Source organism: Pseudomonas sp. Con_6 (assembly GCF_059379395.1).
On record NZ_CM182011.1, the window covers coordinates 5,447,710 to 5,460,366 of the forward strand.

At 53.7% G+C, this 12,657-nt stretch carries 12 protein-coding genes and 2 pseudogenes; 8 read left to right on the forward strand and 6 right to left on the reverse strand.

The window, feature by feature from the left end; all coding sequences use genetic code 11:
* Window positions 1-22 precede the first annotated feature (22 nt).
* Window positions 23-1,462: a DUF6094 domain-containing protein gene (locus tag AC5QPF_RS24370; protein ID WP_330076354.1), complete on the forward strand. Its 1,440-nt coding sequence runs from the start codon at window positions 23-25 to the stop codon at window positions 1,460-1,462.
* Between the two features lie 97 nt (window positions 1,463-1,559).
* A complete protein-coding gene (locus AC5QPF_RS24375) occupies window positions 1,560-3,809 on the forward strand; it encodes an SNF2-related protein (protein WP_330076355.1) in 2,250 nt (749 codons plus the stop codon).
* A 261-nt stretch (window positions 3,810-4,070) separates the two neighbouring features.
* Here the strand turns inward: AC5QPF_RS24375 and AC5QPF_RS24380 are convergent, their stop codons facing one another.
* Window positions 4,071-5,117 (reverse strand): hypothetical protein, encoded by a 1,047-nt coding sequence (locus AC5QPF_RS24380; RefSeq protein ID WP_494960255.1) that lies wholly within the window; start codon window positions 5,115-5,117, stop codon window positions 4,071-4,073.
* Window positions 5,118-5,864: 747 nt separating this feature from the next.
* Between AC5QPF_RS24380 and AC5QPF_RS24385 the strand changes: the two genes are divergently transcribed.
* The 5 genes from AC5QPF_RS24385 to AC5QPF_RS24405 all read left to right on the forward strand — a co-directional run bounded on the left by AC5QPF_RS24385 (window position 5,865) and on the right by AC5QPF_RS24405 (window position 7,733).
* Window positions 5,865-6,161: a hypothetical protein gene (locus AC5QPF_RS24385; protein WP_494960256.1), complete on the forward strand. Its 297-nt coding sequence runs from the start codon at window positions 5,865-5,867 to the stop codon at window positions 6,159-6,161.
* A 134-nt stretch (window positions 6,162-6,295) separates the two neighbouring features.
* On the forward strand, window positions 6,296-6,454 hold the full coding sequence (locus AC5QPF_RS24390; protein WP_494960257.1) for a hypothetical protein: 159 nt from the start codon (window positions 6,296-6,298) through the stop codon (window positions 6,452-6,454).
* Window positions 6,455-6,473: 19 nt separating this feature from the next.
* Window positions 6,474-6,698, forward strand: a complete 225-nt coding sequence (locus AC5QPF_RS24395; RefSeq protein ID WP_095158064.1) for a DUF2188 domain-containing protein — start codon at window positions 6,474-6,476, stop codon at window positions 6,696-6,698.
* On the forward strand, window positions 6,695-7,138 hold the full coding sequence (locus tag AC5QPF_RS24400) for an HhH-GDP family DNA glycosylase (RefSeq protein WP_494960258.1): 444 nt from the start codon (window positions 6,695-6,697) through the stop codon (window positions 7,136-7,138). Before AC5QPF_RS24395 ends, AC5QPF_RS24400 begins: the two co-directional genes overlap by 4 nt.
* Window positions 7,139-7,343: 205 nt before the next feature.
* Window positions 7,344-7,733, forward strand: coding sequence for a response regulator (locus AC5QPF_RS24405; protein ID WP_095158060.1), 390 nt, complete (start codon window positions 7,344-7,346; stop codon window positions 7,731-7,733).
* Here the strand turns inward: AC5QPF_RS24405 and AC5QPF_RS24410 are convergent.
* Both AC5QPF_RS24410 and AC5QPF_RS24415 read right to left on the reverse strand, forming a co-directional pair.
* Window positions 7,699-8,145 carry a response regulator gene (locus tag AC5QPF_RS24410; RefSeq protein ID WP_494960259.1) on the reverse strand — a complete coding sequence of 149 codons (447 nt, stop codon included), beginning with the start codon at window positions 8,143-8,145 and terminating at the stop codon, window positions 7,699-7,701. The genes AC5QPF_RS24405 and AC5QPF_RS24410 overlap by 35 nt on opposite strands.
* Window positions 8,146-8,284: 139 nt before the next feature.
* The gene (locus AC5QPF_RS24415; RefSeq protein WP_494960260.1) at window positions 8,285-8,704 is read right to left on the reverse strand and encodes a low affinity iron permease family protein; all 420 of its coding nucleotides are present in this window, start codon (window positions 8,702-8,704) and stop codon (window positions 8,285-8,287) included.
* Between the two features lie 160 nt (window positions 8,705-8,864).
* Between AC5QPF_RS24415 and AC5QPF_RS24420 the strand changes: the two are divergent.
* A pseudogene (locus AC5QPF_RS24420) lies at window positions 8,865-9,059 on the forward strand (cation:proton antiporter); the annotation flags it as partial.
* A gap of 101 nt (window positions 9,060-9,160) precedes the next feature.
* Here AC5QPF_RS24420 and AC5QPF_RS24425 read toward each other — a convergent pair.
* The 3 genes and pseudogenes from AC5QPF_RS24425 to AC5QPF_RS24435 all read right to left on the reverse strand — a co-directional run.
* Window positions 9,161-9,511 carry a hypothetical protein gene (locus AC5QPF_RS24425; RefSeq protein WP_494960261.1) on the reverse strand — a complete coding sequence of 117 codons (351 nt, stop codon included), beginning with the start codon at window positions 9,509-9,511 and terminating at the stop codon, window positions 9,161-9,163.
* A gap of 456 nt (window positions 9,512-9,967) precedes the next feature.
* Window positions 9,968-11,647, reverse strand: a complete 1,680-nt coding sequence (locus AC5QPF_RS24430; protein ID WP_494960262.1) for an EAL domain-containing protein — start codon at window positions 11,645-11,647, stop codon at window positions 9,968-9,970.
* Between the two features lie 27 nt (window positions 11,648-11,674).
* A pseudogene (locus AC5QPF_RS24435) lies at window positions 11,675-12,601 on the reverse strand (methyl-accepting chemotaxis protein); the annotation flags it as partial.
* Window positions 12,602-12,657: the final 56 nt, after the last annotated feature.

Consider the following 12,657-nt stretch of genomic DNA (forward strand, 5'->3'; position numbering starts at 1 on the left):
TCACCAATTCAAAGGATGCCCTATGGCCCTCATGTTTCCGCGCCTGGCGCGCAACTTTGCCCGCAACGGCTACTACCCCACCGATGAAATCACTCTTGAACGCACGCTGCAGGCACTCACTCCCGCCACTTCGGGCAGGATGAGGATCTGCGACCCTTGTGCCGGTGAGGGTGTTGCCCTTGCTGAAGCAGCTCACTTCCTGGGCCGCGACCAGGTCCAAGCGTTCGCGGTCGAGTACGATCGCGAACGCGCGGTTCACGCGCGAGGTCTGCTCGACCGGGTGCTACACAGTGACCTCTTCGACACCTTGATCAGCCGTCAGTCGTTCGGCTTGCTCTGGCTCAACCCACCCTACGGTGACCTGGTCGCGGATCACTCCGGTGCATCACAGTACCAAGGCAGCGGCCGCCGGCGCTTGGAGAAAGCCTTTTATCAACGCTGCCTCCCGCTTCTGCAGTACGGCGGCGTCATGGTGCTCATCGTTCCTCACTACGTGCTGGACGACGAGTTCACAGGATGGCTGAGCAACCACTTCGCCGAACTGCGTGTATACGCTGCTGCAGACCCCACCTTCAAACAGGTGGTGATCTTCGGCATTCGCGTACGCCGGCAAGACCTGGCTCGGGCCACCACCAACCAGGTGAGGTCCCGCCTGCAGGCGATCGGCGCTGGGCAGCAACTGCCCGAGGAGGTCCCTGCCACCTGGCCATGGGAGCCGTACCTCATTCCGTCAGTTGCCAGCGAGCTGGAGCACTTCTATCGCATTACCCTGGAGCCGGAGCAATTCGCCTCCGAGATTCTGCGGCTGCGAGGCCTCTGGCCCGACTTCAACTTGCACTTCGGGCAAGTCGGCCTTCAACCCCGGGCCCCTGTCCGCGAGCTTTCCCGCTGGCACCTCGCACTGGCCCTGGCCGCCGGCGCAATCTCCGGTGTTGTACGTTCGAAGTCGGGGCGCGTCTTGGTCGTGAAGGGTGATACCTACAAGGACAAGGTGCGCAAGACCGAATTCACCGAGGACGAGAAAGGCAACGTCTCAGAAGTCAGGATCCTCACCGACCGGTTCATTCCGATCATCCGCGCTTGGGAAATGACACCTTCCTCGGTGAACCACGGCCAGGTGCTGATCATCAGTTCCTCACCGGCGAGCAACGACGAGGCGCCTGCAACTGTTGAGTCAGTTGCAACGCCGCTGTTCAACCCGGGGCAGATCATGATGACCGCCGCTGTCAGCCATCTGGTCGAAACCGGGCAGCTCAACCCTACTCCCTCGCTGAAACGCCATCTTGCTGGCGACTGGGGTGAGCTATGCGATGACGATCGAGCCTCCAATCAGCTTGCGCTTACCCACGGAGACCGTTTGTTCTCAGGCTACGACATCGACGCCGGCGACGAGTCCAGGCTCTGGATCATCACCGAAGCCGACCGCAGCTCCACCACCCTGCTGCTTCCCAGCGACTACTGACCAGCGCCGCAACGGCGACAACCCCACACCGACCCACAGGGTATGCCTATACCCGTCGGGGTTTGTGCATGCCCTGCTTTCCCTGCAGGAGATGCACATGAACGCACTGACCCAAGTAGCCGCCTCGGCCAACTCACCACTGAACATCAACCTGACCGATTTCATCGACGAGTTCGGCGACGAGCTCCTGGAGTCGCTCAACCGCTCCAACCCTCCGGTTTATACCGGCAGCATTAACGAACAGCGGCAGGCCGTGATGGCAAGTCTCAAGCGCACGCCATTCGTGGCGCAAGCTGAGGTTGTTCAAGCCATCACCGCGCTTCTGCTCGATCGCAACGAGCAAGCTGCGATCATCAACGCCGAGATGGGGACCGGGAAGACGATGATGGCCATCGCAGTCGCTGCCGTGCTCCACGCGGCCGGCTACCGTCGAACCCTCGTCATCTCGCCGCCCCACCTGGTCTACAAGTGGCGGCGCGAGATCCTGGAAACCACACCAGGCGCCCGCGTCTGGGTGCTCAACGGCCCGGACACGCTGGTCAAACTGCTCAAGCTGCGTGACCAGTCGGGGCAAGCCTACGATGGCCGACCGGAGTTTTTCATTCTCGGCCGCGTCAGGATGCGGATGGGTTTCCACTGGCGGCTCGCCTGCTGGAAGCGGCGTACTGCAGGTGGCCAGCTGCTGGCGGCATGTCCAGATTGTGGCCAGGTCCTCGAGGACCTGGAAGGCAACCTGGTCACCGTGGATGAATTCGAGCGCGGTGATCGCCGTCGCAACTGCACTGCCTGCAACGCTGCCCTCTGGACGCTTATGCGCCCAGGTAAAGCCGATGGTGGGGACCGGCGCTCGACAATCCTGAAGTCGATGTGCCGGATACCGACGATCGGCCCGGTCCGGGCGGAACGGCTGCTGAACGACTTCGGCGAGGACTTCCTGGCCTCGATGCTGGTCGACAACGTTTCAGAGTTCATCAACCTGATGGACGCGAAAGGCAACTTCGTCTTCAGCGATCGCCAGGCCAAGCGCATGGAACGGGCGATGGCCAACATCGAGTTCGGATTCGGCGAAGGCGGCTATCAGCCGACAGAGTTCATCAAGCGCTACCTACCCGATGGCTTCTTCGACCTGCTGGTGGTCGACGAGGGGCATGAGTACAAGAACAGCGGTTCGGCCCAGGGCCAGGCCATGGGGGTATTGGCCGCGAAGGCGCGTAAAACCGTGCTTCTCACCGGCACCTTGATGGGTGGTTACGCCGACGACCTGTTCTACCTTCTGTTCCGCATCCTCACCCAGCGCATGATCGAGGACGGCTACCGACCCAACGCACGCGGCAGTATGGCTCCTGCAGCCATGTCGTTCATGCGCGATCACGGCGTGCTCAAGGACATCTACACCGAGCGCGATGGCGATTCGCACAAGACCGCCAAGGGCAAGAAGCTGTCAGTACGCACCGTGAAAGCCCCAGGCTTCGGCCCTAAAGGCATCCACCGGTTCGTGCTGCCATTCACCGTGTTCCTGAAGCTCAAGGATATCGGTGGCAATGTGCTGCCCAGCTACCAGGAGGAGTTCATCGACGTGCCCATGGCGCCGGAGCAGGCCTCGGCCTACCTGCGCTTGGCGGCCACGTTGACAGCTGAACTCCGCCGGGCTCTGGCCCGGAGAGACACCACCCTTCTGGGAGTGGTGCTCAATGTGCTGTTGGCCTGGCCGGATTGCTGCTTCCGATCGGAGATGGTCAAACATCCTCGCACCCGAGACACGCTAGCCTTTGTGCCGGCGCTCTTCGGTGACGATGAACTGATGCCCAAGGAGCAGGCGCTGCTGAACCTGTGCCTCGAGGAGAAAGCAAAAGGCCGCAAGGTACTTGCATATACCGTCTACAGCGGGACGCGCGACACCACGTCCAGGTTGAAGAAGGTCCTCGAGCAGGCCGGTCTGCGCGTTGCGGTACTGCGAGCCACGGTTGAAACGGCTCGGCGCGAGGACTGGATCCTCGACCAGGTCGACCGCGATGTCGACGTGCTGCTTACCAACCCGGAGCTGGTTAAGACCGGGCTGGATCTGCTGGACTTCCCAACCATCGCGTTCCTGCAGACGGGGTACAACGTGTACACCCTACAGCAAGCCGCGCGGCGTTCGTGGAGGATCGGGCAGAAACACCCGGTGCGCGTGGTCTTCTTCGGCTACGCCGGCAGCTCGCAGATCACCTGCCTGCAGCTGATGGCCAAGAAGATCGCAGTGGCGCAGAGCACTTCGGGCGATGTGCCGGAATCCGGGCTCGACTCACTGAACCAGGATGAGGACTCTGTTGAAATGGCTCTTGCTAGACAACTTATAGCTCCATGAAAAAAGGGCCACCAATCGGTGGCCATTTTTCTCCGAATGCTATTACTCTGCTTCGTAACCGAAGCCGCGACAAATCTCCCACACTGCGAGAAACGGAGTTAACATCTGATAACCAAACATGACTTTTTGCTGCCCAGTTTCATAAAGATAGCAAATATATTCGGTATAAACCTCCCTCAAAAGTCCAGTAGTATGAGTCTCCAAATTGTGTGTAAATACCGCATCGACCATACTCGTCTTAAATCCATACCAATCCGGCAGTCAAATTTCGACATGTATTGATCGCGAATCATTCAGAAGGCAGAACTCCAGCTGATCGCGTACGGCTCGAATCAAACGACCGGTATAGTTACTTTCCATCGCCTCAAACCAGTTAAAGCGCTGATCGTCTTTGGTGAGCTGGTTATAAATTGCTTGAATTTCAGTCAGCCTCCCGGGCGCAGATCTTCCCCCAATCTCATCATCCTCAACATACGTTCTCACCGAGGAAAATGGATTCACTGCGGCCACAACAATCATATTAGGATAGGGGAATAGACTCGTGATCTCGCTCCACTTCTGAGAAGCATAAACTATAGAATGGAAGCCTTTAGACTCTAAGACTTGCGCAATAGATTTGCTTATTTGATTCAATGCATCTTTTGCGCACTGCGGAGGCTCGCTGTATTCAGAATCTATCCAACCTTTAATCAACGGAAATGACAGAGTCAAACAGGTCATGGAGTGATCATTGAACACATTATTCTCAAACCATCTATAATAGCTCTCATCAGGGTAAAACACATTAAGGCGATAGCGACCGCCCTCACAAGAAGGAATAAGAGAGACAATATTCTTCTTGTTCAGCAATAGCTCTTGAACATATGCATCCTTTACCGTTCGGGTCTCCATCGGAGCAACCAACACTGTGGTGATGGCCGTCTCGTTAACTCCAGCAAATATCGAGGAGAAATGATTTGCATAGGCTAAGAGTTCAGTAAAGGCCTGCCGTTCGGTTTGCTGCGACTTTTTCAACTCGATGATAGTGATGCCTGTAGAATCCGAGCACCCAAAAAGATCCACGCGAGTCGGATGAGGGCCATTTTTTTCAAGGCGTAGTTCCTTAGCCGTTAAGACCAATTCTTCCAGCTGATCCAGAATTTCATTTATGGCACGCTCAACCTTTCGGCGAAGCAAGAAATGAAGCGGTGGAAATTCTTCACCGTACCACTCTACCGGCTCCCTCCTTCCTGCAATCAAAGAGGAAAAATCTTCCTTATGATTATTGAATATATAATCCCTGAACGCATTCTCACTTATATTCAGCATAGCAACTCTTCCATGTAGTCATAGCGGGGGCTCACGGAAGAGTAGACTGGCTTACTGCGATCGCAAGCTTCACCAGTCAGCACCTCAACCATCCGATTTTTGGCATCTACCCAGCCTTGAAATACTGTACTACGCTCGTAGATTAAAGGGTGATTATCGATTAAGGCCGCTATTAAATATGCGATGGCCTGCCCAGCCTCAACACAGACAAACAAGGTGTGATTGACTTGCCAGCTATTTTCCCCGCACACGCTAGTAAGCTCAAACCCAGCAGACCTTCTCCGGCCGGCCCGGAGTCAGACAGATGACCAATCACAGACTTGGTGTAAGGGTGCGCACCAAAATCTATTGAGGCCTCGTAATACCCCAGACATAATCGGCCCCGTTGCCAGCAGGAAAATCATGTAGCTGGCAGTACATGATTCGGCGGTGGTCACCAGAAGATCATTTTCCTTGCAGTGCCAGCAGGTCCGCAACGGGATCCTTAAACAAGGCTGTAGTCCCCTTGGTCTGTTTCTGGATTGACGTTTATCCAAAACGATTGGTTCAGCAGACCTCGTAGACGGTCACGTGTCGCCTGCTCCGGATAGAGAGTGGCGAGTGTCCCAGCCCTAAAACTCCTTCACAAAGGACTGAGCGTCTCCTCGCGTCTGAAGCAGGTCACATAATTCGGCGACGGATTTGAGAAGACTGGTGCCTCCGCTATTTTGTCAAAGACACACAGCAGCCGAAGCAGAGGCGGAGACAATGAAATACCGGGGAAAGGCCTTTTGGCAGTGGGCGGATCCTAATCTTCATCACCGAACTCACAGTGAGAAATTGGATAACGGGCGTTTGATCGATGTACAGGTGCGCTTGGCGCGGACAGGAGAAACCCAGCTCTTCATAGGGGTTTACGATGAGCTCGGTCAGCCGCTCTCTGAGGAGGGCTTCTACAAGCGCCCCGGCGAGACAATGACCCGCGCGATGAACTGGGGGGTTGCACGTGCTCGCCACCTCGGCCAAGCCGCTTCAACATCGATTGTGAGGCAACATGGCAGCTGAATACCTGTGTGAACCTCGGGGCCCAGACAACTGAACACGTCTAGCAGCAGCATAGGATCGGAAAGACGGAGCAACCGATCGAACTGAACGTAGACGCTGCGAAGCGCTCCAACCGTGGGTAAAGGAGGTGCACTATGCAGCCAAAAACAGAAGGTTCTGAAGAGCAAGGGCCGAGCAAGGTCCCTTTCATCAACGACCCGGAGAGGCCTACATCTCCACCGTTGAACGATGCCGACGCCACGGATGCAGCTGAAGCTGAAGAAGACATCCAGGACGATGGCGAATTAATCTAATCTAATAGGAGGATGAGCCGTGGAAAATTATCACGTGAGCCCGACCGCCGATGGTTGGGAGCTGAAGAAAGCCGGTGCTGAACGTGCTTCCAAGCGCGCTGCTACGAAGGCTGAATTGGTCGGCCACCTTTCCGAGTTCTTCGACGGGAAAACCGCCTCGGTGAAGATCCACAAGGCCGACGGTACAATCGAGGAAGAACGGACGTATCCACGTGCCGCTGACCCGAAGCGCACCAAGGGGTGATCACGGTTACCGCTGCCACTTTGGGCATCGACATTTCAAAGGCTTATGAAGTCGGTGTTTACAAGTGGCTGCTGGCCAGCTTTCTGATTGGAAAGAGGATTCGGTCCAGCACCGCAGTAGAGGCCTATCGCACCCTGGTCGACAGACATGGTTTGGATTCACCGAGCGAGCTGGCCGGATGCTCGCACCAGGTCCTTGTAAAGTTGCTGGGCCAGGCTGGCTATGCACGTTACGACGAATCAACAGCCCGCCGGCTCCACGCTTTAGGGCTACGCCTTGAGGCAGAGCTCCACGCCAAACTTGCAACTGTCGTCACAGCATCCGACACCGGTCAATTTGAAACTTGGCTTCTAAGCCTGGACGGGATTGGGCCGAAAACCCTCGAAATTTTTCTCCGAGAGTTCCGCCCCTACCTTGAGCGTACCCATAGCGCCGAGTAGGGAATTTTGTCATGCCGCTTCGTTCAGAATATCTCTGGACGTGGGGGCTCGCATCCACACACCGAAGACGACCTTCTTCGCAACCATCATCCTTTGGTGGTCTGTTCAAAAATATGACGGCGCGAGCAGACGCGATGGCTATACGCTACCGTCGATTACCACCTAGGATCATGAAAAACTCTCTTTTTTGCAGGCGAGAGGCCTTATGGAATTCGAGACAAAAGGACTGTCTTTGACCGGAATGAAGGTACTTGTTCTGGAAGACGATCAGACGTTGAGGACATTGATGTCCGATATCATTCGGGAGTTGGGAGGTGACTGCACCACATTCGATAACGCCGATGACGCGCTCATCGAGTTATTGGAGCAGCACGGTAGCTTCTCTCTGGCCATCGCCGACCATGGGCTACCTGGTAGCATCAAAGGTATGGAGTTCCTTTCCATGATCCAACAGAAGTGGCCCGATTTGCCCTGTATATTCACGTCCGGCTTCAACCTAGACACAGGTGGGCTCGATCCTCGGACCATCTTCCTTTTCAAACCTTGGGCTCTTGAACAACTCATTGACGCCATCGGACAAGCCCTGAGCCGGTAACCCCCTGCTCTGGGTACATCCGCTTGCTGAACTGTTCGAGAACGGGCTTTACCAGTTGGTCAAAAGACTCTGAAGGCCACGGTTTGGGCAGAAAAGACACTCCCATCGGCAGTGGTCTTCCCATCTCTTCATAGAACCCGCTCATTACTATGACCCCAGCGGCCGGCAGTCTTGCCCTAGCTGTGGTTGCAAGAGCAAGCCCATCGACAGGCCCTGGGGTTCTAACGTCCGTCAGGACCAACGCCCAGTCATGAGCACCTAGAGCGGCGAGTCCTTCAGCCGCGGTTGCAAAGCTGGTCACCACAGCTCCGAGATCCTCCAGCATAAAGGTGAGGATTTCTCTTAACGCAGGTTCGTCTTCTACAAGCATCACGGGGGGAAGCGGTGGAGGGGAAATCGTGTGTTTCATCATCTGACTCGCGTAACGCGCACCAGGTCGAAGCTGACATCCTGTCGCCGTCTTCAAGGCGGCTTGGTGCGCGATGTCATTACGACATCGCTTGTACCAGAAAAATTCCTTCTGACTCACTTAATCAATCAAACGCCCCAGGCTAGCGTTGCTGATCGATATTTTCGCGCTGCTCATCCTCAGGAGCGCTTGGCTCCTGCAAGTCCGCTTGACCGCAATTTTCAGCCATCGCGCGGTATTCCCTGCGCAGCGCTCGAAGCTCTTTGCTGTCCATATCTTCCAAATCCAAGACAGAACGTTGAGCCGACTTGGTGGCGCGAATCAGCTCGTCCAGCTTCACGTGGATGATGTCGTTATCCCTGTTCTGCGTGTTCTGAATCAGAAACACCATCAAGAAAGTGACGATCGTCGTAGAGGTGTTGATGATGAGCTGCCAGGTGTCGTTGTAGTGGAACCAGGGCCCTGAGATAGCCCATAACCCAATGAGCACCACGGCGATCAAAAATGTACTTGGCTTCCCCGACCGGTTGGCGAGCCATTGGCAGAACTGCGCGAATTTCATGACTTTCTCCTAGGTGTACTAGAACGTAGGACCGTCGTGAGAGCCTGAAATCTTTTTTTACATTTGGTCGGCTAGACAAGTGACATCTGGAGACAGGCTGAACGAGCCGCTTCGGTACCCACTCGAACGCTCACCATCTGAGTTTCAAGGCGTTTGGGTAATGACCTTCATCGTTTGGTTCGCCATGCTGGGCGCAGTGCTCTTGGTCCTAGCCCTGTCATCGTCCTATCTTCGCTGGGCACCGGTTACCACCTCGGTGGTTTGTCTTGGCCTTGGCATCGCGCTCGGCTCACCTGCTCTAGGGTTGCTACAGTTGGAACTCTCAAAGTCGAGTGGTTGGCTCGAACACCTCACGAACCAGGAGAAAGGGTGCAGCACCAAAAAGCACATATGTTGCGCCCGCGTCCTTGTATGTGATTAGGGAGATAACACCTCCAAAGGCACTGAGGTTGACATTCAATTACGTTTAGTGGTGCGCGTGGTATTTTGAGACAGGAGCTCTTCCAGCAGGACGGCGACTTCCAGTAGCGAATAAGCATGAACTTGCGTCTGGCCGAACTGCATAGTCAGTTTTCTCGCAGGGGCTTCTGCAAACCACGCGGCAATTGCCAACCAGGCGGTTGGCTGCATGGCCTGCGAGACAGTAAGAAAATACTGAGCATAAGTGTGCTGTGACGAGGGCTCACTTAGGAGCATAGAGACGCCTGGGTCATTGACGGATGTATACTTTACCAATGCATAGCAAGGGCAGAGACTATCGCCATGTTCGCCATAAAAAACGAATAGTATTCCAGTAATGAGGTCCATACGCTAACTCCAACTCACTTCGATAATTATGACAATGTCAGAGGCTAGAGAGCAATTCTTTGAGATCCTTAAAAGGCACCCGAGGATAAAGAAAGCCACCCTGAACATATTTGAAGCCATACACTTTCAAAAAATCAATCTATTGGTGTGATTCTATGTTTTTGGCTGTGAGCAGGCAATTCGTCCCCCAAGGAAGACCTCACGGACCATTGACCACTTATCGCCAATCCAACGCATTCGAGGAAACAGGAACCTTGAATGGATTTAGGACGATGGTACTTAGTGTCGCTATCACTAGGAAATTAGTAAAGCCATTCACCTCGGTACTACCGTCAGGCGCTACACCACGCAAAGCCATGGTGCTCTGCAGAATTTCAGCGCAAACGTATTGTGGAGTGTTACCGTTCAGGATCGGGAGCTGACCCCATCTGCGGCAATCACTGAGCCAACCGGGCATCAGTGGCGTTCGCCTCCGATTTTTACGAACTGTTCAACCCACTGCAGGACGTGTTCCGCTGGCATAGGCTTGGCAATAACATACCCTTGAGCGATATCGCAGCCTAGGCGCATCAGCAGATCTGCCTGTTCAACGGTTTCGACCCCTTCAGCTATGACCTGTCGATTAAATGACTTCGCCAGGCCAATTATGGCGATGGTCAGCAACAAGCTCTTCTTGTCATTCAGTATGCCCCGTATAAATGACTGATCAATTTTTATGGACTGGGTATCCAGCTTCTCGAGATAGCTAAGTGATGAATAGCCTGTGCCGAAATCGTCCAACGAGAAGGTCACGCCCAAGCTTTGGCAATCGTTAATATTTTTGATGGCACCTGGCATATCGCCTAGCAAGACAGACTCAACAATCTCAATATCCAACTGTTCCGGTCGCACCTCGGGGTATTGGGCAAGCAAGCACTTTAACTTCTCAGCAAAACCTTTTTGCTGGAAATGCAAAGCACCAATATTGACTGAAATCGACCATACTTGTCCTGATTCGCGCCACTGTGTAATTTGCTTCAGGGCTTCTTCCATAACCCAATTACCGATATCCACGATCAGATTAGTACTTTCGATGAACGGGATAAAATTCTGAGGTGAGATAATCCCGTCTTGTGGATGTAACCATCGTAGCAACGCCTCGAAACCAACAGGTTTTCCGGTATTAAAGTCAATTTTTGGTTGATAGTACAATCGGAATTCGTTATTACGTAGTGCCTTGCTGACTTCGACCACCGTTTCGAATGCAGTACGGTGCTCATTATCCAATAACAAATTGAATACATGGAAGCAATTTCTCCCTCTCAATTTAGCCCTGTACATTGCCTGATCGGCATGCAAAAGGAGCGAGTCGATACCGACATTATCTTTGGGGTAGAGGGTAACCCCAATACTGGCGGAAATCTCCAGTTCGACACCATCAATAGTATATACATAGGAAATATCATGCAGAATTTTGCGCATCACCACTTCTAAATCACTGGTGTCCGACAGGTATAAAAGGAGTACAAACTCGTCGCCTCCCAAGCGCGCCACTGTATCATCGCCAAAAATAGTTTTCTTTAACCGCTCACTCACCTCTACCAGTAAGCGATCACCTGTAGCGTGACCATAACGGTCGTTGATAATTTTGAAGCCATCGAGATCAAGCACGCACACCGCGATGGAAATACCGCGGTTACTCGCCGTCTGAATGGCTTGTTTGAAACGTTTATTCAGCAAGGATCTATTGGGAAGACCCGTCAATACGTCATGATCCGCACGCCACTGTAGCGTATCCATCAACTTACGCTTTTCGGTCACGTCAAAACGAATAGACACGTATTTTTTAACTTTTGCAACACTGTCAAACGTGGGGACGATTGTACTGTCCACCCAATAGAGACTGCCATCCTTGCGAATATTACAGATTTCCCCTTTCCAGACGTTGCCGCGTGAAATGGTATTCCATAACTCGGTAAAAAACTCCGGCGGATGCATGGCCGAATTCAGAATCCGGTGATTTTGCCCTAAGAGCTCATGAGCGCTATAACCGGAAATAGCGCAGAAATGATCATTGACATAGGTAATATTTCCCTCCATGTCGGTTTCTGAAAAAATAGCCGCCGCATCAACAGCTGCACGATATCCTTCACTCATTGACTAATCCCATAGCTTTCCAAGACGTTACCTATTGAAGCGCTCAACCAGGGCATGCAAACCACGCGAGGTGGTTTCAAGCTCACCCGCCCGAATCACTGCTGCGTGGGAACTCTTTGCAGTGTGCTCCACGGTGCCGGCAACATTGTTAATTTGTTGGGCAATATCCTCTGCGACATGAGACTGCTCTTCTGAGGCAGCCGCCATCTGCTGGCTCATGCCGCTAATGCGCCCAACTGCTTCGCGAATACCTTCCAGCGCCCCTTGAACCTGTATGACCTGCTGCACACCATGATCAGCTTCCAGCGTACCGATCCTCGCGATATCAACTGCCTCATCGGTGCCTTTTTTCAGAGTTTCAATCACTCTCTGAATTTCTTGTGTGGATACCCGAGTTTTGCTGGCCAAGGCGCGGACTTCATCAGCTACTACAGCAAAACCGCGCCCCTGCTCGCCAGCCCGTGCTGCCTCTATCGCAGCGTTGAGCGCGAGTAAATTTGTTTGATCCGCGATGGACTGAATAACCTCTGCGGCGGACATGATTTGTTGAGTCTCTCGGGCGAGATTATCCACAGCATTGCTAATGTTCGTGACCGTAGTTGCTAGGAGCTGAATAGCCTCACGAGAAGTCCCGGCAACTTTGTCACCTTGCACAGCCAGCCCATGTGCTGTTTCAGCCTCTGTGGCAGTTTGGTGGACATGCCCGGAGACCTCGCTGATGGAGGCGGCCATTTCTGTCATGGCGGCGGCGGTCATGTCTGTTTCCGCGCGCTGCTCCACTAATGCATGTTCGATTTGGGTCGAAAGCAAAGAGGCATGCGATGCAGCTTCAGCCACTTTGCCAGCCAGATCATCCAGGCGAGTGAGCGCAGTTTTAAGACGCGCATCCTCGCTGAGTAAGATCAGCTCCAACTGACCTAGACTGCCCGGCCTGTCGCTATAGGTCAGAGAACTTAATGAATCCTTAAAAGCATGAGGGACAGTTTTAATAACTTCCTTCAATACCTTTT

Excerpts from the sequence above, each read along its gene's own strand:
- AC5QPF_RS24405 (WP_095158060.1), top strand. The coding sequence starts at position 7,344 with ATGGAATTCGAGACAAAAGGACTGTCTTTGACCGGAATGAAGGTACTT.
- AC5QPF_RS24385 (WP_494960256.1), top strand. The coding sequence starts at position 5,865 with ATGAAATACCGGGGAAAGGCCTTTTGGCAGTGGGCGGATCCTAATCTT.
- AC5QPF_RS24415 (WP_494960260.1), bottom strand. The coding sequence starts at position 8,704 with ATGAAATTCGCGCAGTTCTGCCAATGGCTCGCCAACCGGTCGGGGAAG.
- AC5QPF_RS24390 (WP_494960257.1), top strand. The coding sequence starts at position 6,296 with ATGCAGCCAAAAACAGAAGGTTCTGAAGAGCAAGGGCCGAGCAAGGTC.
- AC5QPF_RS24425 (WP_494960261.1), bottom strand. The coding sequence starts at position 9,511 with ATGGACCTCATTACTGGAATACTATTCGTTTTTTATGGCGAACATGGC.
- AC5QPF_RS24430 (WP_494960262.1), bottom strand. The coding sequence starts at position 11,647 with ATGAGTGAAGGATATCGTGCAGCTGTTGATGCGGCGGCTATTTTTTCA.
- AC5QPF_RS24380 (WP_494960255.1), bottom strand. The coding sequence starts at position 5,117 with ATGCTGAATATAAGTGAGAATGCGTTCAGGGATTATATATTCAATAAT.
- AC5QPF_RS24370 (WP_330076354.1), top strand. The coding sequence starts at position 23 with ATGGCCCTCATGTTTCCGCGCCTGGCGCGCAACTTTGCCCGCAACGGC.
- AC5QPF_RS24375 (WP_330076355.1), top strand. The coding sequence starts at position 1,560 with ATGAACGCACTGACCCAAGTAGCCGCCTCGGCCAACTCACCACTGAAC.
- AC5QPF_RS24410 (WP_494960259.1), bottom strand. The coding sequence starts at position 8,145 with ATGATGAAACACACGATTTCCCCTCCACCGCTTCCCCCCGTGATGCTT.